Source organism: Pseudonocardia bannensis (assembly GCF_012911875.1).
Classification (GTDB): Bacteria; Actinomycetota; Actinomycetes; order Mycobacteriales; family Pseudonocardiaceae; genus Pseudonocardia; species Pseudonocardia bannensis.
Genome location: NZ_JAAXKZ010000005.1, coordinates 21,799 through 43,438, shown reverse-complemented (window position 1 = coordinate 43,438; position 21,640 = coordinate 21,799). Strand labels below are relative to the sequence as shown.

The 21,640-nt window shown below is 73.3% G+C and carries 19 protein-coding genes and 1 tRNA gene; 13 read left to right on the top strand and 7 right to left on the bottom strand.

Going from position 1 to position 21,640, the window contains the following annotated elements:
• Positions 1-87 precede the first annotated feature (87 nt).
• On the top strand, positions 88-579 hold the full coding sequence (locus HF519_RS02620) for a L,D-transpeptidase (protein WP_169409989.1): 492 nt from the start codon (positions 88-90) through the stop codon (positions 577-579).
• Positions 580-716: 137 nt separating this feature from the next.
• Positions 717-1,154 (top strand): OsmC family protein, encoded by a 438-nt coding sequence (locus HF519_RS02615; protein WP_169409988.1) that lies wholly within the window; start codon positions 717-719, stop codon positions 1,152-1,154.
• Positions 1,155-1,401: 247 nt separating this feature from the next.
• Here HF519_RS02615 and HF519_RS02610 read toward each other — a convergent pair whose 3' ends face one another.
• Positions 1,402-2,040 (bottom strand): TetR/AcrR family transcriptional regulator, encoded by a 639-nt coding sequence (locus HF519_RS02610; protein ID WP_169409987.1) that lies wholly within the window; start codon positions 2,038-2,040, stop codon positions 1,402-1,404.
• A gap of 97 nt (positions 2,041-2,137) precedes the next feature.
• Here HF519_RS02610 and HF519_RS02605 point away from each other — a divergent pair, with 97 nt between their 5' ends.
• Positions 2,138-2,575 carry a VOC family protein gene (locus tag HF519_RS02605; protein ID WP_169409986.1) on the top strand — a complete coding sequence of 146 codons (438 nt, stop codon included), beginning with the start codon at positions 2,138-2,140 and terminating at the stop codon, positions 2,573-2,575.
• On the top strand, positions 2,572-3,069 hold the full coding sequence (locus tag HF519_RS02600) for a luciferase domain-containing protein (RefSeq protein ID WP_211169441.1): 498 nt from the start codon (positions 2,572-2,574) through the stop codon (positions 3,067-3,069). Before HF519_RS02605 ends, HF519_RS02600 begins: the two co-directional genes overlap by 4 nt.
• A gap of 147 nt (positions 3,070-3,216) precedes the next feature.
• Here the strand turns inward: HF519_RS02600 and HF519_RS30215 are convergent, their stop codons facing one another.
• Together HF519_RS30215 and HF519_RS02590 are read right to left on the bottom strand one after the other, a co-directional pair.
• Positions 3,217-3,375 (bottom strand): hypothetical protein, encoded by a 159-nt coding sequence (locus HF519_RS30215; protein ID WP_211169440.1) that lies wholly within the window; start codon positions 3,373-3,375, stop codon positions 3,217-3,219.
• A 450-nt stretch (positions 3,376-3,825) separates the two neighbouring features.
• A tRNA-Gln gene (locus HF519_RS02590) sits at positions 3,826-3,896 on the bottom strand.
• A 214-nt stretch (positions 3,897-4,110) separates the two neighbouring features.
• On the opposite strand from HF519_RS02590, the gene HF519_RS02585 reads away from it, so the two are divergent.
• Together HF519_RS02585 and HF519_RS02580 are read left to right on the top strand one after the other, a co-directional pair.
• Complete coding sequence (locus HF519_RS02585) at positions 4,111-5,088, top strand: acyl-CoA desaturase (RefSeq protein ID WP_169409985.1); 978 nt, start codon at positions 4,111-4,113, stop codon at positions 5,086-5,088.
• A 74-nt stretch (positions 5,089-5,162) separates the two neighbouring features.
• Positions 5,163-5,834, top strand: a complete 672-nt coding sequence (locus tag HF519_RS02580; protein ID WP_169409984.1) for a PIG-L deacetylase family protein — start codon at positions 5,163-5,165, stop codon at positions 5,832-5,834.
• Positions 5,835-5,840: 6 nt separating this feature from the next.
• On the opposite strand, the gene HF519_RS02575 is transcribed toward HF519_RS02580, so the two are convergent.
• Positions 5,841-7,082: a PQQ-dependent sugar dehydrogenase gene (locus tag HF519_RS02575; protein ID WP_169409983.1), complete on the bottom strand. Its 1,242-nt coding sequence runs from the start codon at positions 7,080-7,082 to the stop codon at positions 5,841-5,843.
• Between the two features lie 100 nt (positions 7,083-7,182).
• Between HF519_RS02575 and HF519_RS02570 the strand changes: the two genes are divergently transcribed.
• From HF519_RS02570 to HF519_RS02545, 7 genes are all read left to right on the top strand, one after another.
• Entirely contained in the window at positions 7,183-10,551 is a 3,369-nt protein-coding gene (locus HF519_RS02570) for a S41 family peptidase (RefSeq protein WP_169409982.1), read from the top strand.
• 230 nt (positions 10,552-10,781) lie between these two features.
• Complete coding sequence (mfd, locus tag HF519_RS02565; protein ID WP_169410037.1) at positions 10,782-14,384, top strand: transcription-repair coupling factor; 3,603 nt, start codon at positions 10,782-10,784, stop codon at positions 14,382-14,384.
• A 149-nt stretch (positions 14,385-14,533) separates the two neighbouring features.
• Positions 14,534-14,788, top strand: coding sequence for a hypothetical protein (locus tag HF519_RS30860; RefSeq protein ID WP_246242246.1), 255 nt, complete (start codon positions 14,534-14,536; stop codon positions 14,786-14,788).
• Between the two features lie 20 nt (positions 14,789-14,808).
• Complete coding sequence (locus tag HF519_RS30855) at positions 14,809-15,159, top strand: RDD family protein (RefSeq protein ID WP_246242244.1); 351 nt, start codon at positions 14,809-14,811, stop codon at positions 15,157-15,159.
• A gap of 283 nt (positions 15,160-15,442) precedes the next feature.
• Positions 15,443-16,327 (top strand): hypothetical protein, encoded by an 885-nt coding sequence (locus tag HF519_RS02555; RefSeq protein ID WP_169409981.1) that lies wholly within the window; start codon positions 15,443-15,445, stop codon positions 16,325-16,327.
• Positions 16,324-17,301 carry a nucleoside triphosphate pyrophosphohydrolase gene (locus HF519_RS02550; RefSeq protein WP_169409980.1) on the top strand — a complete coding sequence of 326 codons (978 nt, stop codon included), beginning with the start codon at positions 16,324-16,326 and terminating at the stop codon, positions 17,299-17,301. The genes HF519_RS02555 and HF519_RS02550 overlap by 4 nt, the downstream gene beginning before the upstream one ends.
• Positions 17,302-17,410: 109 nt before the next feature.
• Entirely contained in the window at positions 17,411-18,151 is a 741-nt protein-coding gene (locus HF519_RS02545; protein WP_312859855.1) for a lytic transglycosylase domain-containing protein, read from the top strand.
• A gap of 82 nt (positions 18,152-18,233) precedes the next feature.
• Here HF519_RS02545 and efeB read toward each other — a convergent pair whose 3' ends face one another.
• Genes efeB through efeU form a run of 3 tightly spaced genes read right to left on the bottom strand, consistent with a single transcriptional unit; the run spans position 18,234 to position 21,536 of the window.
• Complete coding sequence (efeB, locus tag HF519_RS02540) at positions 18,234-19,547, bottom strand: iron uptake transporter deferrochelatase/peroxidase subunit (RefSeq protein WP_169409978.1); 1,314 nt, start codon at positions 19,545-19,547, stop codon at positions 18,234-18,236.
• Positions 19,544-20,680, bottom strand: coding sequence for an iron uptake system protein EfeO (efeO, locus tag HF519_RS02535; RefSeq protein ID WP_169409977.1), 1,137 nt, complete (start codon positions 20,678-20,680; stop codon positions 19,544-19,546). The genes efeB and efeO overlap by 4 nt, the downstream gene beginning before the upstream one ends.
• Positions 20,681-20,711: 31 nt before the next feature.
• A complete protein-coding gene (gene efeU / locus HF519_RS02530) occupies positions 20,712-21,536 on the bottom strand; it encodes an iron uptake transporter permease EfeU (protein WP_169409976.1) in 825 nt (274 codons plus the stop codon).
• Positions 21,537-21,640 lie beyond the last annotated feature (104 nt).

Here is a 21,640-nt window from a genome sequence, read left to right as displayed (position 1 = left end):
CCCCTGCATCACCCCGGGAGGCTCGTAACCATCGGGTCGGGCCGTCGTTGATCCGCCCGGTCGAGCAGCTGCGGACGAGGGATTCCGATGGGCAAGCACAGCAAGGCCCGGCGGCCCCGGGTCAGGGCGGCGGTCACCGCCGGTCTGGTGGGCGTCGGAACCCTCGGTTCGATGGGTGTCGGCCACGCTCAGGGCGTCCCGGCCGGGGCTGAGGCTCCGATGGTCGAGGGCACCCCCTGCACCGCAGCGGCCAGGGCGTGCGTCGACGTGGATGCCAAGAAGGCGTGGCTGATCGACGACGGCCAGGTCGTCCGCGGCCCGGTCCGGATGAGTCCCGGTGGACCGGGGCACGAGACCCCGCGGGGGAACTTCCGCGTCGAGTGGAAGAACAAGAACCACCGCAGTGCGGAGTTCAACAACGCGCCGATGCCGTTCGCGGTGTTCTTCGCCGAGGGTGGGATCGCCTTCCACGAGGGCAACCTGTCGACCCCGTCGGCCGGGTGTGTGCGGCTCGGCACGGAGGACGCCGGCGCGTTCTACGACTTCCTCCAGATCGACGACCGGGTGCAGGTGCGCTGACCACCTCCACCGCTGAGCGCGCAGGTTGCTCCGCTCGCCGCAGTGCATGGACCGGTCGTCTCACGCATTGTGAGGACGCGAAGGATCGGCCGACCGAACGGGTTGACCGGGAGCGATCGCTCGAAGGAGGAGGAGACATGCCCACCCGTACCGCGCGGACGGCCTGGAACGGCACCCTCGAGAAGGGCTCCGGGCAGGTCGAGCTGAGCAGCAGCAAGGTCGGCACCTACGACGTGAACTTCCCCAAGCGCGCCGCCGACGACGCCGGTGGCACCACGAGCCCCGAGGAGCTCATCGCCGCGGCGCATTCCTCGTGCTACGCCATGCAGCTCTCGGCGCTGATCGCCGAGGCCGGTGGCACGCCCGAGGCGCTGGACGTCACGGCCGACGTGTCGCTGGGGCCGGACCCGCAGGGCGGGTTCCGCATCACGGGGATCCAGCTGACCGTCCGCGGCGAGGTCTCCGATCTCGACGCGGCCGGGTTCGAGCGGGCCGCACAGGCCGCCAAGGAGCAGTGCCCGGTCAGCAAGGCGCTGACCGGAACGACCATCACCCTCGACGCGGCGCTGAGCTGATGTGCCACTGATCCGGCGCAGTCCGGGACGTCGCGAACGAGCATTCGGGAGAGGAGAAGTCGACATGAGGTGCACCGGGAACGGCCGACCCGAGCCGACACCGCCGCCGAAGCCCACGGGCGGGCACTGAGCCCATCCGCGGTCGGGAGCCGGACCGGCCCCGCTCCCGCGGACCACGATCGACGACCAGGGGTGGCCCACCGGACGACGGTGGCCACCCGTCGTCCTGCCGGCGCCGGACGCCCGCTCAGCCCGGGTAGAACTCGGCGCCGACGTGCCGGTGCACCCATGCCGACCAGTCCGGCACCGTCCAGCCGTGCTCCGCGACGAGGAGCCCGTAGGTCTCCTCGGACAGCAGCGCGTAGAGCATCTCGGTCGCCCGGCGCACGCCGAGTCCGTCGGCGAAGCCGGCCTTGGTGGTCAGCTCGGTCACCACGACCTCAAACGTCGTGAAGCGCATCCGCTTGTTCGAGTGGAGCAGTTCGGCCGGCTCGGGATCGGTGGCGGCGGCCCGCACGGCGGCGTAGAGCGGGTAGAAGCGGCCGATGATCTCGGTCGCCGCGTCGACGAAGACGCCGAGCGCGCGCCGGCCGTCCGGCTCGTCCTGCAGCCGCCGGTACCACTCCCGCTCGATGACCGGGGAGGGCTCGTCGTCCCCGGCGATGGTGATGTCGACCGCCGCGGCGAGCACCGCGACCTTGCTGCCGAAGGCCAGGTACAGGGTCTGCACGGCCACGCCCGCCTCGCGGGCGATGTCCGCCATCGTCGTCTGCAGGTAGCCGTCACGGACGAACAACGTGGTGGCGGCGGTGACGATGCGCTGCCGGGTGGCCCGGGCCCGTCGCGCCTGGCCCTCCCGCTTCCTGGTGCGTGACCCCGTCGTCATGGATGCCCTCTTGACGCTGGTGTGTGACTGTAGTCTCATTATAGAACGTCATTCCAGTATGGGTGTACATCAGCGAGGATCGAGCTTGGAGACAGCCATGGGCGATCCGATCCAGACGTCCACCGAGTCATCCGCGCCCCCGATCGCCGGGTTCCACCACGTCGGCCTGACCGTCACGGACGTCTCCGCCAGCGAGGCCTGGTACGAGCGGGTCCTCGGAATGCAGCGGGTGATGGTCGAGGAGCACGGCGATGGCGGGCACACCGTCGTGATGGCCCGGCCGGACGCCCCGCTCTTCATCGGACTGGCCCACCACGAGCGCAACGCGGCCGAGACCTTCGCCGAGCACCGCACCGGTCTCGACCACGTCTCGCTGGCCGTCGCCACCCGGGCCGAGCTCGACGGCTGGCGTGACCACCTCGACGCGCTGGGGATCCCGCACTCCGGGGTCACCGAGCGGACCGAACCGTTCGAGTACGCCCTGCTCGTGTTCCGGGACCCGGACAACATCCAGCTCGAGGTGACCTGGTCGTGAACGCGCCGATGGAAGCCGTCCCGACGCGGGACGGGCCGCGGCCGGCCGTGAGCGACGGGATGCCGCACCGCCAGATCGACCAGCAGTCGCCCACCGAGGTGGCCGCGGACCTCGTGCGCCGGGTGTTCGACGCGCTGCCGCCCGGCGTGCACGCGGCGCCGAGCCGCATCTCCGTGCCGGGCGCCCGGGCGCTCGTGCTCGACGACGACGTCATCGCCGGCCCACCCGCGGCGTTCCTGATCGGCCGGGAGTACGCCCACGTCCACCCGGCGCCGGACCACAGCCTGCACCTGACCCTGCCGCCGGACGCTGCCGACCGGGTCGTCGCGGCGGGCTGGGCCGAGCCGCACCCCGCCGTCACGTCCGGCCACGCGCCGGCGGGCGCGGTCATGGTGTACGCGCCGCGCACCACCGCCGAGGTGGACGTGGTCCTCGGCCTGCTCGATCTGTCCTACCGCCACGCCACCACGCCGGAGCCAGAGGTGGCGCCATGACGTCGGCCTGACCGCCGCACGGATGCACCCGGGCGTCGGGCGGAGGGGGCTCGGCGCCCGGGTGACGACGCGCGGGCGTGCCGATCGGCTCGGGCGCGCGGCCCGCTCGGCCGGGTCCGGTGGGGCACAACCGGACCCGGCCAGTGGTCAACGCGCCCGGTCGAGGACGTCCGCCGGCGCGTCGGGCAGGGAGAACATCGGCTGGTGCGAGGACGGCAGCCGTTCGATGGGGTCGGCGTCCGCGGCGAGCCGCTCCGGCACGGCCGGTGCCAGGACCTGGTCGCGCTCGCAGACGATGTAGGTCACGGGGTGTCGACGCTCGGGCCCGGTGCTCGGCGCGGTCACGCCGGACATCGACGACGCAGTGTGCCGTCGCAGATTCGCCGCAGCCCGCTCGGGCTCCACGTCGGCGCACAGCAGACGCCGGAGCAGTCGAGATCATCCATGACGCGGAGGGTGCCGTCCTCCCGGGGGACGACCCAGGCCGCGGGGCCGTCTCCGATCACGCCCAACGCGGATCCGGCCCGGACCCGCCGCTCGGCAGCTGGGCGACCACGTCGACGCGATGGCCCGCCTTCTCCAGCCGCGGGACGACGTCGTCCCGGAACCACCCACCGGCGAAGCCGCCGTGGACGAGCAGGTACCGGGACAGACGAGTGTGATGCGGCGCACATTCGGGGACAATCCACCGGCCGGCCGCGCGGGTGCTGGGAAGGGCCGTGTGCGGCGAGCCGCGCAGGCGGCCGCGAGCGGCTGCTCCGCCGCCAGGATTCGAACCTGGACCATCGGAACCAAAATCCGAGGTGCTGCCGTTACACCACGGCGGACAGGCCTCCATCCTGGCATGGCGGTACTGCAGGCTCCGCATCGCCGCCGTCGGGGCAGTGACACTGCGGTGATCGTGGTGGGGCGCTCACCACCCGATGTGTGGGGGGCCCAGGTGCTGCGCGCTGCGCGTCGACTCGCTTACTCTCCGGGAGGTGCGACCCGGTCGAGCCGTCGCACCGATCTGTTTTCCCGAAATCTCGAGGTGACCCCGCAATGCCCGCCGAGGCCGCTGCCCCCGCGAACCCCCCGATCCCCGCCGATGCCGGCGCCCCACCGGCGCCGGCCGGAGTCAAACCGCTGTTCGGCGTGGACCGCACCAACTGGCAGCAGGGCCTCGTCTGGGCCTTCGTGATCGCCCCGATGCTCGCCCTGGTCGCCACGGTTCCCGTGGTCTGGGGGTGGGGTCTGGGCTGGCACGACGTGGTCATCGCGGCGGTCTTCTACGTCGTCGGCATCCTGGGTGTCACCGTCGGCTACCACCGGCACTTCACGCACAAGTCGTTCAAGGCCCGGCCGTGGCTGCGCGTGACGCTCGCGATCAGCGGGTCGCTGGCGATCCAGGGCTCGGTGCTGGCGTGGGTCGCCGACCACCGGCGCCACCACGCGTACTCCGACAAGGAGGGCGACCCGCACTCGCCGTGGCGGTACGGGACGTCGCCGGTCGCGGTGGCCAAGGGGTTCTTCTGGGCGCACATCGGCTGGCTGTTCGACCGGCGCAAGTCGAACTACGAGCGCTTCATCCCGGACCTGCTCGCCGACCGTGCGGTGCGTCGGGTCAGCAAGCTGTTCGGGCTCTGGGTCGCGATCAGCCTGATCCTGCCCGCCGTGCTCGGCGGGCTGATCACCTGGTCCTGGGCCGGCGCGGTGACCGGCTTCTTCTGGGGCGGCCTGGTCCGGATGGGGCTGCTGCACCACGTCACCTGGTCGATCAACTCGATCTGTCACATGGTGGGCGAGCGGCCCTTCCGCTCCCGCGACCGGTCGCGCAACTTCTGGCCGCTGGCGATCCTGTCCATGGGCGAGTCCTGGCACAACCTGCACCACGCCGACCCCACCTGCGCCCGCCACGGCGTGCTGCGGGGTCAGATCGACATCTCCGCCCGGGTGATCTGGCTGTTCGAGCGCCTCGGGTGGGCGCACGAGGTGCGCTGGCCGACGACGCAGCGGTTGACTCGCCTCCGCGCCCGCTGAGCATCCGGCCGTGCGACACGTCCGGGTGACGCACCCTCGGGTGAGCGCTGGCCCGTTCGTGGAAGACTGACCGGATGTTGAGCCTCTTGCCGGAGCGCATCGACCGGATGCTGCTGCTCGGCGCGCACTGCGGCGACATCGCCATCGGTGCAGGTGGCTCGCTGCTGGAGTTCTGCCGGTCCCATCCGGGGGTCCGGGTCTCGGCGCTGATCCTCACCGGCGGGTCCTCGCTGCGCGAGGAGGAGGAGCGCGCCGCGCTCGCCGCGTTCTGCCCCGGTGCACACCTCGAGATCGCCGTGCTCGACCTGCCCGACGGCCGGGTGCCGACCCGATGGGAGCGGGCGAAGCAGGCTCTGGAGGAGATGCGCGCGCCGGGGGAGCCGGACCTGGTCTTCGCGCCCTCGCCGCACGATGCGCACCAGGATCACCGCACGCTGGCGCAGATGGTGCCCACGGCGTTCCGCGACCATCTGACGCTGGGTTACGAGATCGTCAAGTGGGACGGCGACCTGGTTCAGCCGTCGGTCTTCCTCCCGCTCGCCGAGCCGGTGCTGCGGGAGAAGATCGCCAAGCTGCACGAGCACTACGGCTCCCAACGGGACCGCAGCTGGTTCGACGCGGAGACGTTCGGCGGTCTGGCGCGGATCCGCGGCGTGCAGTGCCACGCCCGCTACGCCGAGGCGTTCCACATGTCCAAGCTGGTGCTCGGCGTCGCGCCGCTGACCGGGCTCGACCCGGTCGACTGAGGACTCTCAGGCCGGGTCGATCCGCAGCACGACGTCGTCGGTGCCGTTCGAACTCGTGACGAACAGCGCTCCGTCCGGGCCACTGCGCACCGCACGCAACCGGCCGAAGGTGTCGTCGAGAGCGGCCGGTACCCCCACCGACGCGACCGCACCGTCCGCTCCCAGCGTCATGAGCAGAAGTTTGCTGCCGCGCAGCGCCGCCACCGCGAGCGTGCCGTCCAGGGCGCCCCACTGCGGCCCGGAGATGAACGCCGCACCGCAGATGGCCTCGACGGGGCGGCCGGAACTCCAGACCGCCGGCACCGCGTCGGGGTAGCGCGTCAGGTCGGTCATCGGCACGGACTCGTCGTAGCCGCCGACCGTGCCGCCCTGCGCCGGGTCCCAGCCGTAGTTGCCCCCGGCCCGCAGCCGGTTCACCTCGTCGTCGGTGGTCGGGCCGTGCTCGGCGATGTAGACCTCGCCGGTCCCCGGCCGGACCGCGACACCCTGCACGTTGCGGTGCCCGTAGGTCCAGATCAGCCGCTGGGCCGGATCGGCCGCGTCGGCGAACGGGTTGCCCGCCGCCGGCCCGCCGGTCGTCAGGTCCACCCGCAACACCTTGCCGCCGAGCGAGCCGAGGTCCTGCGCGATGGTGCCGCGCGCGGTGTCCCCGGTGCCGACCAGCAGGGCGCCGTCGGCAGCCAGTGTGGGCCGGCAACCGGAGTGCCGACCGGACGGGTTGACGGGCAGCCCGCCGACCAGCGGGTCGGCGACCCGGGTCGCCGACCGGGCGTCGGGCGCGAGCTGCCAGGTGACCAGCCGGATGTCGACCGGGTTCCCGTTCTCGGTGTGGGTCTGGCATGTCGTGAACCGGCGGCTCTGCGCGAAGTCGGGGTGCACGACGAGCCCCATCAAGCCGCCCTCACCGCGGGCCAGCAGGTCGCTGAAGTCGGCGGCCACCGGCGTCACGGCCGCCCCGGGGGAGGTCCCGGACAGCAGGACGAACCGCCCGTCGCGCTGGCTCACGAGCACCTGACCGTCGGGCAGGAAGCCCAGGTCCCAGGGATGGGAAAGGCCGGAGGCGACCGTGCTGACGCGCAGTTGCGGGGTGTCGACCCGGACCGGCACGGTCTCGGCGCCGCTCGCCGCGGGCGCCGCCTCGCCGTCACGAGCCACCGACGCCCGGTCCGCGGAGCAGCCCGACAGGGCGAACACGAGCGCCACGACGCTCGTGGTCCACGTGATCCGGTGTCGTCGCGACCGCTGCATGCGCCACATCTTCCGGGCCTGTTCGTAAGGCCGCAGTGTGTCCGGTTCGGCGGGGATCGCCGCCCCCCGCCGTCGGAGCGGGTAGATACCGTCTGGCCTCATGTCCCCCAGCTACCTCCGCTTCCCCCACCTGCACGCCGACTCGGTCGTCTTCGTGGCCGAGGACGACGTCTGGTCGGCACCGTTGTCCGGCGGGCGGGCCTACCGGCTGACCGCCGACGCCGTGCCCGCGGCCAACCCGCGACTGTCTCCCGACGGTGCCCGGGTCGCGTGGACGTCCTGGCGGGAGGGCGCGCCGGAGGTGTTCGTCGCCGACGTGGAGGGGGGCGGCGCGCGCCGGCTCACCTACTGGGGCGACCCGCGGACCCGGACGGTGGGCTGGACCGCGGACGGCGAGGTGCTCGCCGTGACCGCGGCAGGCCAGGCGTCGGCCCGCCGGAGCTGGGCGCACGCGATCCCGACGGCCGGCGGGGCGCCCCGGCGACTGGACTTCGGGCCGGTGTCGGATCTGGCGCTGCCCCCGGACGGTGGGTCCGCCGTGCTGCTCGGTACGACGATGTCGCGCGACATGGCCTGGTGGAAGCGCTACCGCGGAGGCACCGCGGGGAAACTGTGGTGGGACCCGACCGGGTCGGGGGAGTTCACCCGGCTCGCCTCGGAGCTGGACGGCCAGCTCGACTCACCGATGCTGGTCGGGGACCGGATCGCGTTCCTGTCCGACCACGAGGGCTGGGGCAACCTCTACTCGCTGCCGCTCGACGGGGACCTGGCCGGGCTGCGTCGGCACACCGACCACGGGGCGGAGGGCGCGCCCGCGTTCTACGCCCGGCACGCCGCCACCGACGGCAGCCGGGTGATCTACGAGTCGGCGGGTGAACTGTGGGTGGTCGACGACCTGGACGGCGCGCAGCCGCGCCGGCTCGACGTCCGTCTCGGCGGGCCGCGCACCGCGCGCGAGCCGAGGCGCATCGACACCGCACGGTGGCTGGCCCGCGCGGTGCCGGACCGCACCGGCCGGACCAGCATCGCCCAGGTCCGGGGCACCGTGCACCGGCTGACCCACCGTGACGGGCCGGCCCGGACGTTGCTCGCCGAGCCCGGGGTGCGCGCCCGGCTCGCTCAGCCGCTCGGCGAGGACCGGGCGGTGTGGATCGACGACGCCAAGGGCGAGGACGCGGTCGCCATCGCGCCGATCGACCCGCACGCCGCCGGTGCCGACGCGACCGGGCCGGTCCGCTACGGCGCCGGCGAGATCGGCCGGGTGCTCGAGCTCGCCGCCGCCCCCGACGGGGCCACGGTCGCGCTGGCCACCCACGACGGGCGGTTGCTCGTCCTGGACACCGCCGGCGGGGCGTTGCGCGAGCTCGCCCGCGGTGCCGACGGGGAGATGTCGGGTCTGAGCTACTCCCCGGACAGTGCGTGGCTGGCCTACGCCGATCCGGCCGAGGCCGGGCTGAGCCGCATCATGATGGTGCGGATCGCCGACGACACCCTCGTCGAGGTGACCGAGCCCCGGTTCGTCGACACCCACCCGGTCTTCACCGCCGACGGCAAGTACCTGGCCTTCCTGTCGCTGCGCAGTTTCGACCCGATCTACGACCAGCACTCGTTCGACCTGACCTTCCCGGCGTCGTGGCGGCCGTTCCTGGTGCCGCTGGCCGCCCGCACCCCGTCGCCGTTCGGCGCCAGCCCGGACGGGCGGCCGACCTCGGCCGCGGACGAGGGCCCGGAGGACCTGCCGGCCGCCGACGAGGACGCGGCCCCCGCGGAGGCCACCGACGCGACCGAGGGCGCCGAGGAGACGGCGATGCCCACCACCGGCGACAAGGCCAAGCAGGCGAGGAAGTCCGACGCCCCGCCGGAGGTCGTCGTCGACATCGAGGGGCTGGCTGCGCGGGTCGTGCCGGTGCCCGTGTCCGAGGGCCGCTACAGCGGGCTCGGCGCCGGCAAGGACTGCCTGCTGTGGTTCCGCTCGCCGGTCGCCGGGATCCTCGGTGAGGGCCGGGCGATCACCGGCGAGAAGTGGCCGCGGCCCGTGCTGGAGCGCTACGACCTCAAGCGCCGCAAGCTCGAGGTGATCGCCGACCCGATCAGCGCCTACGAGGTCAGCGGCGACGGCACCCGGCTGGTGGTCCGCGACGGCTCGACCCTGCGGGTGCTGCGCACGGACCGCTCCGGTTCCGGGGCTCCCGGTGACTCCGACGCCGACGAGTTCGAGATCGACACCCGGCGGATCACCGTCACGATCGACCCGACGGCCGAGTGGCGGCAGATGTTCGACGAGACCGGCCGGTTGATGCGCGACCACTTCTGGGTCGCGGACATGGCCGACGTCGACTGGGCCGCCGAGCTGGACCGCTACCGGCCGTTGGTCGATGCCGTCGGCAGCCACGACGACCTGGTCGACCTGCTGTGGGAACTGCACGGCGAGCTCGGCTCGTCGCACGCCTACGTGATCGGCGGCGGAGCGAACGGCAACGGGTCGGGGCGTCCCGGCCTGCTCGGCGCCGACCTGGAGCCCGACGGGGAGGGGCACTGGCGGGTGGCCCGGGTGCTGCCGCCGGAGACCTCGGCGCCGCGGGCCCGCAGCCCGCTGGCCGGGCCGGGCGTCGACGTCCGGGAGGGCGACGTGATCCTCGAGGTCGCCGGGCAGCCGGTCGACCCGGAGCTCGGGCCGGCACCGTTGCTGGTGGGGACCGCCGAGCAGCTCGTCGAGCTCACCGTGCGGTCGGGTGACGAGGTCCGCCGGGTGGTGGTCCGGCCACTGTCCGACGATCTCGCGCTGCGCTACCAGGACTGGGTGGCGGGCCGGCGGGCGTTCGTGGCGGAGCGCTCGGGCGGGCGGCTGGGCTATCTGCACGTGCCCGACATGGTGGCCAGCGGCTGGGCCCAGCTGCACCGCGACCTCGGCCGCGAGACCCGGCGCGACGGCCTGATCGTCGACGTGCGCGGCAACAGCGGGGGGCACACGTCGCAGCTGGTGATCGAGAAGCTGGCCCGCAAGGTGATCGGCTGGGACGTCGTGCGCCATCGGCAGCCCGAGACCTACCCCGGTGACGCCCCGCGGGGCCCGGTGGTCGCGCTGGCCGACGAGCACTCCGGTTCGGACGGCGACATCGTCACCGCCGCGTTCAAGCGGATGGGCATCGGGCCGGTCGTCGGGGTCCGGACGTGGGGTGGGGTGATCGGGATCGACAGCCGCTACGGCCTCGTCGACGGCACCCGGGTGACCCAGCCGCGCTACTCGTTCTGGTTCGACGACCTGGCCTGGAGCGTGGAGAACCACGGCGTCGAGCCCGACGTCGAGGTCGTGATCACCCCGCAGGACTGGGTGGCCGGGCGCGACCCGCAACTGGAGACCGCGGTCGATCTGGCGCTCGCCGCGCTCGAGGAGCGGCCCGCGGTGCGTCCCCCGGACCCGGCGACGCGGCCGTCGCGGCGCCGCCCGGCACTGCCTCCGCGGCCCTGATCCGCACCCGCCGCCCCGCGATCCGCGGGGCGGCGGTCCGCCGGTCCGGTCGGCGCCGGGGCGCTGCCGCGCACGCCTGGGCCACGGGCGCTATCGCTGCCTGAGCGGTCCTCAGCAGGTGGTGGAGCCGTTCGGCGTATCGTGGAGGTAGCGACCCCACCGGGCCCTCCGCCCCGGGCAGGGGTGTGTCCGCATGCGTTTCATCTCCCAAGGGGTATCCCGACGTGGCCATTCGCCCGCCCGTCCTGTCCGGTCTGCTCCGTTCCGCCCTGACCGATCCGGGCCTGCGTTCGGTCTCCGACGCCGCCCGGGCCGCCGCCGGTTCGGCGGCCGGCCGCGCCGAGGTACCCGCTGTGCGGGTCGAGGGCCCCACGGCCCTGCGGCCCGTCCTGGCCGCCGTGCTGGCCGCCCCCTCGGACCAGGGCGGGGCCGAGCGGACCGTGCTCGCCGTCACCGCCACCGACCGGGAGGCCGAGGACCTCGGCGCCGCGGCCGCCGACCTGCTCGGGGCCGACGCCGTCGCCGTGCTGCCGTCCTGGGAGACGCTGCCGCACGAGCGGCTGTCCCCGCGCCCGGACACGGTCGGCCGTCGGCTGACGATCTTCCGCCGGCTGAGCACGCAGGACGACAGCCTGCGCGTGGTCGTCGCCGCCGCCCGCAGCCTCATCCAGCCGATCGCCCCGGGTCTGGGCACCCTCGACCCGATCCGGTTGCGCGTCGGCGAGGAGCACGACTTCGACCGGCTGCTGGAGCGGTTGGTCGAGCTGGCCTACACCCGGGTCGAGATGGTGACCACGCGCGGCGAGTTCGCGGTGCGCGGCGGCATCGTCGACGTCTTCCCACCGACCGCCGACCACCCGGTGCGCGTCGAGTTCTGGGGCGACGAGGTGAGCGAGCTCCGCGCCTTCGCGGTGGCCGACCAGCGCTCGGTCGAGGCCGTCGAGGAGATCGTCGCGCCCGCCTGCCGGGAGCTGCTGCTCACCGAGCCGGTCCGGCAGCGCGCCGCCGTGCTGGCCCGCGAGCACGAGAACAACCCGCAGCTGCGCGAGCTGCTCTCCCACCTCGCCGAGGGCATCCCGTCCGAGGGCATGGAGTCGCTGATCCCGGCCCTGGTCGGGGGCGAGTTGGAGCTGCTCACCGACCTGCTGCCGGCCGGTGCGCTGGTGCTGGTGGCCGATCCCGAACGCATCCGCACCCGCAGCCACGACCTGGTGCGCACCGGGCAGGAGTTCCTGGAGGCGTCCTGGCTGGCCGCCGGCACCGGTGGGCAGGCGCCCATCGACATCGGGGCGTCCGCCTACCGCGACCTGGGTGAGGTCCTGGAACACGCGACCGCGTCCGGGCGTCCGGTCGTCTCGCTCAGCCCGCTGCTCAGCGGAGCCGACGACGCGCTGGTCCCGGCCGTGCACGAGGTCGAGTCCTACCGCGGCGACACCGACCGGGCGCTGGTCGACCTGCGCGCCCACACCGCGGCCGGCGGCGCGGCGCTGCTGGTCGTCGCGGGTCACGGCACCGCCGAGCGGTCACTGGAGCAGATGCGCGAGGCCGATGTGCCCGCGCGGCTCGTCGAGGAACTGCCCGACCCGCCCGAGGCGGGTGTGGTCACGGTGACCTGCGGGCGGGTCGCGGACGGGTTCACCGCCGCCGCGATCGGGCTCGTCGTGCTGAGCGAGGCCGACCTGACCGGCAGCCGGGCCGCCGGCGGCGAGACCCGCAAGATGCCGGCGCGCCGGCGCAACACCGTCGACCTCGTGACCCTGCAACCCGGTGACTTCGTCGTGCACAACCAGCACGGCATCGGCAGGTTCGTCGAGATGCGGCACCGGGAGGTCCAGGGAGCAACCCGGGAGTACCTGGTGCTCGAGTACGCGAGCTCGAAGCGGGGTCAGCCCGCCGACCGGCTGTTCGTGCCCACCGACGCGCTCGACGAGATCAGCCGCTACGTGGGCGGCGAGCAGCCGACGCTGAACAAGCTCGGCGGTGCGGACTGGTCCAAGACGAAGGGGCGCGCGCGCAAGGCCGTCCGCGACATCGCCGCCGGGCTCGTGCAGCTCTACGCGGCGCGCCAGTCGGCGCCCGGGCACGCGTTCGGGCCGGACACGCCGTGGCAGCGCGAGCTCGAGGACGCCTTCCCGTACACCGAGACGCCCGACCAGCTCGCCGCGATCGACGAGGTCAAGGCGGACATGCAGCGCCCGGTCCCGATGGACCGGGTGATCTCCGGCGACGTCGGCTTCGGCAAGACCGAGATCGCGGTGCGGGCGGCGTTCAAGGCGGTGCAGGACGGCAAGCAGGTCGCCGTGCTGGTGCCCACGACGCTGCTGGCCACCCAGCACCTGCAGACCTTCGCCGACCGGATGCGGGCGTTCCCGGTGACCGTGCGGGGACTGTCCCGGTTCACCGACGCGAGCGAGGCGAAGGAGACGGTCAAGGGCCTGGCCGAGGGCACCGTCGACGTCGTCGTCGGCACCCACCGGCTGCTGCAGAACGGGGTGCGCTGGAAGGATCTCGGGCTGGTGATCGTCGACGAGGAGCAGCGCTTCGGCGTCGAGCACAAGGAGCACATCACGGCGCTGCGCACGCACGTCGACGTGCTCACCCTCTCCGCCACGCCGATCCCGCGGACGCTGGAGATGAGCCTGGCCGGCATTCGTGAGATGTCGACGATCGCGACCCCGCCGGAGGACCGGCACCCGACGCTCACCTACGTCGGCGCCTACGACGACAAGCAGGTGGCCGCGTCGATCCGGCGTGAGCTGCTGCGCGACGGCCAGGTGTTCTACGTGCACAACCGGGTGTCGAGCATCGACAAGGCGGCGAAGCGGATCCAGGAGCTCGTTCCCGAGGCGCGGATCGCGGTCGCGCACGGTCAGATGAACGAGGACGTGCTGGAACGCACCGTCAACGGGTTCTGGCACCGCGAGTTCGACGTGCTGGTCTGTACCACGATCGTCGAGAACGGGCTGGACATCTCCAATGCCAACACGCTGATCGTCGAGCGGTCGGACACCCTGGGCCTCTCCCAGCTGCACCAGCTGCGCGGCCGGGTCGGCCGAGGGCGCGAGCGCGGGTACGCCTACTTCCTGTTCCCGCCGGAACACCCGCTCACCGAGACCGCGCACGACCGGCTCGCCACGATCGCCCAGCACTCCGAGCTCGGCTCGGGCGCGGCGGTCGCGATGAAGGACCTGGAGATCCGCGGTGCCGGCAACATCCTCGGCGCCGAGCAGTCCGGGCACATCGCGGGTGTCGGGTTCGACCTGTACATCCGGCTCGTCGGCGAGGCCGTCGCGGCGTTCCGGAAGCAGGCGGGCTCGGAGGTGCCCGAGGAGGAGCAGCTCGCCGAGGTGCGGGTGGACCTCCCGGTCGACGCGCACGTGCCCCACGACTACGTGACGGGCGAGCGGCTGCGTCTGGAGGTCTACCGCAAGATCGCGGAGGCGGGCGACGAGGCGGCGCTGGACGCGATCGTCGAGGAGCTCACCGATCGCTACGGCGAGCCGCCCACCCCGGTGCGCAACCTGCTCGCCGTCGCCGCGTTCCGGCAGGCCTGTCGGGCGCTGGGCATCTCCGAGGTCGCCGCGGCCGGGAACCTGATCCGGATCGGGCCGGTCGTTCTCGCCGACTCCGCCCAGATGCGGTTCAAGCGGCTGCACCCGAAGGGCAACTACAAGCCGGCCGCGCGGCTGGTCACCGTGCCCAAGCCCGTGGAGGGCGGCCGGATCGGGGGCGCGCCGCTGCGCGACGTCGGGCTGCTGGAGTGGGTGACGAAGCTGCTGAACGACCTGGTGGCGCCCGCGAAGGTGCCGGCCGGGGCGTCGGCGGGGGAGTAGGCCGGTCCACGATGATCCATCGACACCGCCGGCATCGGATCGGGCGCGGACCGTAACGCCGGTGCCGCTGCGGCGAGGACACGGGTAAGAGCACGTGCGCTGTTCCCGCCCCCCGGGACGCAGGCTCTCCCCGCGACCCGGAGGCTCCGATGACCGTCGTCCCCCCGCAGGATCCGTACTCCCGGCCCGGCCCGCCGCCCGGGGCCGACGGGTACCAGTACGGCCAGCAGCCTTACCCCCAGCAGCCGTACGCCCAGCCCGGTTACGCGCAGCCCGGTTACGCGCCGGGCGGTTACGGTGCGCCGTCCTACGGATTTCCCGCTCACTCCGGTCCTACCGGCGGCTACGGGCCCCGCCGCAGATCGCGCCGGCGTCGTGGGGCGCGCGGGTCGGCAGTGCTCTGATCGACGGTGCGATCCCGGCGTTGATCGCGCTGGTCGTCGCGCTTCCGCTGTCGTTGTCCGGCGACCTCGGCCTGGCGTTCACCGGCTCGATGCTCACCTCCGCGGCGGTCTTCGCGTTCGCGGTGTGGAACAGCGGTTACCGCCAGGGCACCACCGGCCAGAGCATCGGCAAGAAGGTCGTCGGCACCCGGCTGCTGCTGGCCACGACCGGCCGGCCGGTCGGTTTCGGGCTCGCGGTGGGTCGCCAGCTCGCGCACGTCCTCGACGGGCTGCCGTTCTACCTCGGCTACCTGTGGCCGATCTGGGACGAGCGCCGGCAGACCTTCGCCGACAAGGTGTGCAACACCCTCGTCGTGCGTGCCGAGAGCTGATCGCCGTGGCGCCGGGCGAGGGGCCGGCGCCACGGCGGTCGCATGGTGCCGGGCACCGGATGTGACACCGGGCCGTCCGGCTCGCTCCTGACCGCGACCGGGGCCGACCGCGCGCCGGGGCACCGGGGTTCGGGTCGGGCTCGGGTGATGCGTGTCGGTGACGGCCGATCCGGGCCGTGACGGCACGATGTCCCAGGTCGGCGCGCCGTGCGCGGGCCGGGCGCCCGGAGCGGCGCGGGTGGAGCGTGAGAGGGTAAGGGTCGTGCGCAGGCAGCTTGGACGCGTGGCGGTGGCCGTTGCGGTCGTCGGCGCGGTGGTGAGCGGGTGTGGCAGCGGGCCGAGTCAGGTCGGCTCCGCCGTGATCGTCGGCGCGGACGCCGTTCCGCTGGCCGAGGTGCAGTCCCGGCTCGACGTCGCGCTCGCCAAGACCGAAGCGGTGTCCCAGCTGGCCTCGCGGGGTGTGGGCAGCGACGACATCGCCCGCGACGTGGTGTCCCGCGCCGTCGTCCACGACCTGCTGGCGCGGACCGCCGCGGCCGAGGGCATCGTCATATCGGACGCGCAGATCGACGCCGAGCTGGCCGCGAACGGCGGGGCGGAGTTGGCCGTTCAGTCGTCGCTGTACGACCTGCCGGCGCTGCGCGAGCGGGTCCGCGACGAGCTGGTTGCCGCCGAGCTGGCCCGGCGCCACATCGACGGGCTGGCCGTCACCGTGGACGTCGCCGCCGCGACCTCCCGCGAGGACGCCGAGGCCAAGGCCCGCGCGATCGCGGCGGGCGGGGCCGCGGCGGACGCCGTCTTCGCGGTGAACGCCCAGCGCGGCCTACAGTTCCGCGCCACGAGTGACCCGGAAGCGGCGGCGATGGCGTTCTTCGGTACCACCGACGGGCGGATCGTGGTCTTCCAGCCCGCGCCGGAACAGAGCGGCTGGATCGTGCTGCGCGTGGCCGAGCGCCGCACCGACGCGCCGCCCGCGGGCCCGTCGGTCGCCAGCCAGATCGACCAGGCCACCCTGGTGAAGATCGGAGAACGGATGTTGCAGCCGCTCGCCGACGAGATCGGTGTCCGGGTGAACCCGCGATACGGCGTGTGGGACCCGATCCGGTTGCGGGTCGTGGCCGAGGGCCAGGAGGCCGGCGCGATCCTGACGCCGCCGTCGGTCGGTTGAGCGCCGAGGTGCCCCGCACCGTCGTCGTCCTCTCGCCGCGGCTCGGAGCGGTGCTGCCCGCTGCCGCGCTCCCGGCGCTGCGCACCGCGCCGGTCGTGATCGCCGCGGCGGACGTGCCCGCGGAGGTCGCGGACGCGGCGGGGGCCGAACGCCTGGACGGCCCGTTGCCCGCGGACGCCGTGCTGCTCACCACCGACCCCGCGCACCCGGCCGTGGCCGGTGCCGACGAGGTGATCACGACGCCGGAACCGGCCGGGGCGGCCCTGCTCGACGCGGTGGCGGTGATGGACCGGCTGCGCTCGCCGGGCGGGTGCCCGTGGGACGCCGAGCAGACCCACGCATCGCTGCTGCAGTACCTGGTCGAGGAGTCCTACGAGCTCTACCAGGCGATCGAGGACGGTGACCGGGAGGCGCTGCGCGAGGAGCTCGGCGACGTCCTGCTGCAGGTGCTGTTCCACTCCCGGGTCGCCTGCGAGGGCGCCGACGGCGAGCCGTTCGACATCGACGACGTCGCCGGCGAGCTGGTCGCCAAGCTCGTCGGCCGGCATCCGCACGTGTTCGCGGGCACCGAGCGCATCGACACCGCCGAGCGCCAGCAGCACCGCTGGGAGGAGCTCAAGCGCGTGGAGAAGCAGCGCGAGTCCAGCGTGGACGGCGTTCCGCTCGGGCAGCCCGCGGTCGCGCTGGCGGCGAAGCTGACCAGCCGCACCGCCCGGGCCGGGCTGCCGGCCGACCTGTTGCCCGCCGGGCCGGCCGTTGGGGACCAGCTGTTCGCCCTGGCCGCGCGGGCCAAGCTCGCGGGCGTCGATCCCGAGGCGGAGCTACGCGGCACGGCGCGGCGGTTCGCCGACACGGTCCGCGACGCCGAACGCGCCGCCCGTGAGTCCGGGCACGACCCGCATGCGCTCGACGCCGAGACCTGGCACCGACACTGGCCCGCGAGTCGCGGTGATTCCGTGCGCGAGTCGCGGTGAGTCCGCCCACCAGTCGGGGTGATCCCGTGCGTGAGTCGGGGTGGCCCGGCCCGCGAGTCGCGACTCCCGCCCTGAGATCACTCTCAGCCGCCATCCGTACGGTGGAGTCGTGCGACCGCTGACGATCATCTCCGGCCTCTTCGCCGCGGTCGTACTCCTCGGGATCGCCGTGGTCGTCGTCGGGAACCTGTCCGGCATCGGGGAGTCCCGCCGCGGAGACGGGCTCACCCCGGCCCGCGTCGACCGCGACACCCCGGTCGCACAGGGCGCACCCCTGGCCGAGACGGTCGACCTCGTCACCTGGTCCACCGAGGTCGCCGAGCGGACGACCGTCCCCGCCCGTGCGCTGCAGGCCTACGCGGCCGCCGAGCTCGCCCAGCGGGCCGCGACCCCGGACTGCCGGCTGTCCTGGACGACGCTCGCCGGCATCGGTCGTGTCGAGTCCGACCACGGCCGGCTCGGTCGTGCCGATCTCGATGTCAACGGAGTCGTCCGGCCGTCGATCATCGGGGTCCCGCTGGACGGTTCCGCGGGAGTCTCCGAGATCCTCGACACCGACGGCGGCCGGCTCGACGGCGACACCACCTACGACCGTGCCGTCGGCCCGATGCAGTTCCTGCCCGGGACGTGGGCCCGCTTCGGCGCGGACGGCAGCGGCGACGGCATGCGTGACCCCCAGCAGATCGACGACGCCGCCCGCGCCGCCGCGGCCTACCTGTGCGCCGATGGACGAGACACCGCCAGCGGCGAGGGCTGGTGGGACGGCGTGCTCACCTACAACCGCTCGGTGAACTACGCCCGGCTGGTCTGGGCGGCGGCCGACCGCTACGCAGGCGCGACCACCCCTTGACCCCGACTCGCGGGCGGAGATACCGCGACTCGCGGGCGGAGATACCGCGGCTCGCGGGCGGAAGTACCGCGACTCGCGGGGGTCAGGCGTCGAAGAGGGCTTGACCCCAGTAGGAGCCGGGGCCGAGTCCTGGAGGGCAGGCGAACACAGCCGATCCGGTGTGCTCGAGGTACTCCATCATCACGTCCTTGGTGGACAGTGCCCGCTGCATCGGTACGAACTGAGTCGCCGGGTCGCGGACGAACGCGATGAAGAACAGGCCCGCGTCGAGATGGCCCTGCCCGTCGGTGCCGTCGACGAAGTTGTAACCGCGGCGCAGGATCTTGACCCCACCCAGGCTCTCGGCCGAGGCCAGCCGGATGTGCGCCTCGGTGGCGATGACCGGTTCGCCGTCGGCACCCTTCGCGGAGAAGTCCGCGGTATCGAACTCGGCCGCACGGCCCAGCGGGGCGCCCTCGCCCTTGGTCCGCCCGACGATGATCTCCTGCTCGCTCAGCGACGTGCGATCCCAGATCTCGATGTGCATCCGGATCCGCCGCGCCACCAGGTAGCTGCCGCCGGCCATCCAGTCCGGGCCGTCGCCAGGCTGCACCCAGACGTGCCTGTCGAGCTCGGCCGGTTCCTCGGCCTTGAGGTTGTTGGTGCCGTCCTTGAAGCCGAACAGGTTGCGCGGGGTGGTCTGGGCGGTCGAGGTCGAGGAGGTGCGCCCGAAGCCCAGCTGCGACCAGCGCACCGAGGTGGTGCCGAAACCCATCCGCACCAGGTTGCGCACGGCGTGCACGGCGACCTGCGGGTCGTCGGCGCAGGCCTGGATGCACAGGTCTCCGCCGGACCGGGCGGGATCCAGCTTGTCCCCGGTGAAGGCCGGCAGATCGGCCAGCGCGGCGGGCCGCTGCGCGTCGAGCCCGAGCTTCGCGAAGAGGCTCGCCCCGATCCCGAAGGTCAGCGTCAGTGACGACGCGGCCAGTCCGAGCGCCTCACCGGTGTCGGCGGGCGGCGCCTGCACGTTGCCCCCGACCGCGCCGCCCTCCGTCGTCTCCAGGCCCGCGGTCATCCGCTCCGCGGCCAGCGTCCAGCGCTGCAGCAGCCGGCGCACCGCCGCCGGATCGGGTGTGGTGACGTCGAGCGCGACGAAGTGCAGCCGGCCCTGGGCCGGCGTGATGATCCCGGCCTGGCGGTCGCCGCGGAACGCGACCACCCCGTCCCGGGCCGCCGCGGAGCCGGCGCTGCTCCCGGCGGCGTAACCGGCCGCCGCACCCACCCCCGCCAGCGCGACGCCCGCGCCGGCCACCCCGAACAGCCGGCGACGGGACAGCCGCGGCCCGGACGGCTCCGGATCCGACGGGGCCGCTGTCCGAGGGTTCGGCGTCGCCTGCGGGGTGTCCTGGTCGCTCATGCCGTGACGGTGCCGGCGACCTGGCTGACCGGCTCGCCGAGCGCGTCGACGGCGTCAGCCATCTTCTTGACGTCCTCCGGGGTCAGCTGCGTGTAGAGCACGAAGCCGTCGCCCGCGCGGTAGGTCTCCAGCAGCGCCTCCACCGCGGCGAAGCGCTGGTCCAGCGTCGGTCCGAGCTGCGGGTCCTTCTCGTCGATCACCGGCCGCAGCGCCGCGACCGCGGCCTGCGAGCCCTCCACGTTGGCCTTGAAGTCGTAGAGGTCGGTGTGGGAGTAGCGGTCCTCCTCGCCGGTGATCTTGCCGGTGGCCACCTCGTCGAGCAGCTCCTTCGCCCCGTTCGCGAGCTGGACCGGCGTCAGTTCGACGGTCCGCACCCGGTTCTGCAGATCGAGGATGTCGGCCTGCAGCTGGTCGGCCATGGCGGGGGAGTCGGCCTGCAGCCCGTCCACCCACAGGTCCTTCTCCAGCCGGTGGTAACCGGTGAAGGCGACACCGGGCTCGCGCTCGTCGTCCTCCCGGCCGTCGATCTTCGGGTCGATGTCGCCGAACGACTCGGCCACCGGCTCGATCCGCTCCCAGTACGTCCGGGAGATCGGGAACAGCGCCTTGGCCTGCTCGACCTGGCCGCCCTTGACGGCGTCGACGAACTCCTGGTTCTTCGCGACGAGCGCCTCGATCTGGGAGGTCACGTAGCGCTGGTAACCGGCGGCGGCTTCGGCGAGCTTCGCGTTGTCGTCGACCGAGCGGGTCGCGGTGCCGGTCACGGTGAACGGGGCGCGGATGCCGTCGCCGGCCATGCCCGGCTTGCACGCCGTGGTGTAGGTGCCGCCGTCGGGCACCTCGACGATCAGCGGCCGGGTCAGCCCGGGACCGATGTTCTCGACCTCGCCCATGATCCGGTCGCCCGTCCCGTACAGGTAGAACTCGGTGACCTTGGAGCCGGTGTTGGTGACGGCGAAGGAGATCGTTCCGGCGGGGGCCTCGGCCTTTGCGAGCTCACAGGAGGTGTCGCCCGCCCGGACCTCGATCGGTGCGTTGGCGGCGTCGCTCGCCGGGGGAGCGGTGCTCGTGCAGCCGGCCAGGACGGCGGCGACCCCGGTCGTGAGCAGGACGGCGGCGGACCTGCGGGACATGGTTCTCCTCGGGGGTGGGGGTGCGACGGGCTCAGGCGGCGGCGACGGCGGGAGCGGGCCTGCGCCGCGGGATCAGGAACAGCATCAGCACCACGGCGACGTAGGCGACCCAGATGGCGGCCTCGAGGACGGTGGTCTGCGGGGAGAAGTTGAAGACGCCCTTGAGCAGGGTGCCGTACCAGGAGTCCGGCGGGACGGCGGTGCTGACGTCGAATGCCAGCGAGGTGAGCCCGGGCAGCACCCCGGCCTCCTGCAGGTCGTGCACGCCGTAGGCCAGGATCCCGGCCGCGACGAAGATCAGCAGGACGCCGGTGACCGTGAAGAACTTCGCCATGTCGATCTGGACGGCGCCGCGGTAGAGCAGGTAGGCGAGCGCGATCGAGACCGCGATGCCGACGAGGAAACCGATCAGCGGCTCGAGGGTCTGGCCGGCAGCCTGCGCGGCGGCGAAGAAGAACACGGCGGTCTCGAGGCCCTCGCGGCCCACGGCCAGCGCGGCCATCACCACGACGGCGACCGGGCCGACCTCGATGGCCGATTCGAGCCTGCCGCGCAGCTCGCCCGACATCGACCGGGCGGCCCGGCGCATCCAGAAGATCATCCACGTCACAAAGCCGACGGCGACGATCGACAGCACCCCGCCGAACGTCTCCTGCGCGGTGAAGGTCAGCGCCTGCGCGGTGAGGGCCAGCACGAGTCCGACCCCGATGCTCACACCGACGGCGATGGTCACGCCGAGCCACACCTTCGGCAGCACGGACCGTCGGCCGGTGCGGACGAGGAAGGCGACCAGGACGCTGACCACGAGCGACGCCTCGAGGCCCTCGCGCAGTCCGATCAGGGCGTTGCCGAGCATCGCCGTCCCCCCTCCGTGACTCCACGATTAGGGGAGCCTCAGTAATTCGGGAGTGAGGCTAGCTTGCCCAATGCTCCTCCGGAAGCAGCAATTTTGGCTGCTCA

Excerpts from the sequence above, each read along its gene's own strand:
- efeU (WP_169409976.1), bottom strand. The coding sequence starts at position 21,536 with ATGCTCGGCAACGCCCTGATCGGACTGCGCGAGGGCCTCGAGGCGTCG.
- HF519_RS02610 (WP_169409987.1), bottom strand. The coding sequence starts at position 2,040 with ATGACGACGGGGTCACGCACCAGGAAGCGGGAGGGCCAGGCGCGACGG.
- HF519_RS30860 (WP_246242246.1), top strand. The coding sequence starts at position 14,534 with ATGACCGTCGTCCCCCCGCAGGATCCGTACTCCCGGCCCGGCCCGCCG.
- HF519_RS02585 (WP_169409985.1), top strand. The coding sequence starts at position 4,111 with ATGCCCGCCGAGGCCGCTGCCCCCGCGAACCCCCCGATCCCCGCCGAT.
- HF519_RS02615 (WP_169409988.1), top strand. The coding sequence starts at position 717 with ATGCCCACCCGTACCGCGCGGACGGCCTGGAACGGCACCCTCGAGAAG.
- HF519_RS02605 (WP_169409986.1), top strand. The coding sequence starts at position 2,138 with ATGGGCGATCCGATCCAGACGTCCACCGAGTCATCCGCGCCCCCGATC.
- HF519_RS02575 (WP_169409983.1), bottom strand. The coding sequence starts at position 7,082 with ATGCAGCGGTCGCGACGACACCGGATCACGTGGACCACGAGCGTCGTG.
- efeB (WP_169409978.1), bottom strand. The coding sequence starts at position 19,547 with ATGAGCGACCAGGACACCCCGCAGGCGACGCCGAACCCTCGGACAGCG.
- HF519_RS02620 (WP_169409989.1), top strand. The coding sequence starts at position 88 with ATGGGCAAGCACAGCAAGGCCCGGCGGCCCCGGGTCAGGGCGGCGGTC.
- HF519_RS02580 (WP_169409984.1), top strand. The coding sequence starts at position 5,163 with ATGTTGAGCCTCTTGCCGGAGCGCATCGACCGGATGCTGCTGCTCGGC.
- efeO (WP_169409977.1), bottom strand. The coding sequence starts at position 20,680 with ATGTCCCGCAGGTCCGCCGCCGTCCTGCTCACGACCGGGGTCGCCGCC.
- HF519_RS02570 (WP_169409982.1), top strand. The coding sequence starts at position 7,183 with ATGTCCCCCAGCTACCTCCGCTTCCCCCACCTGCACGCCGACTCGGTC.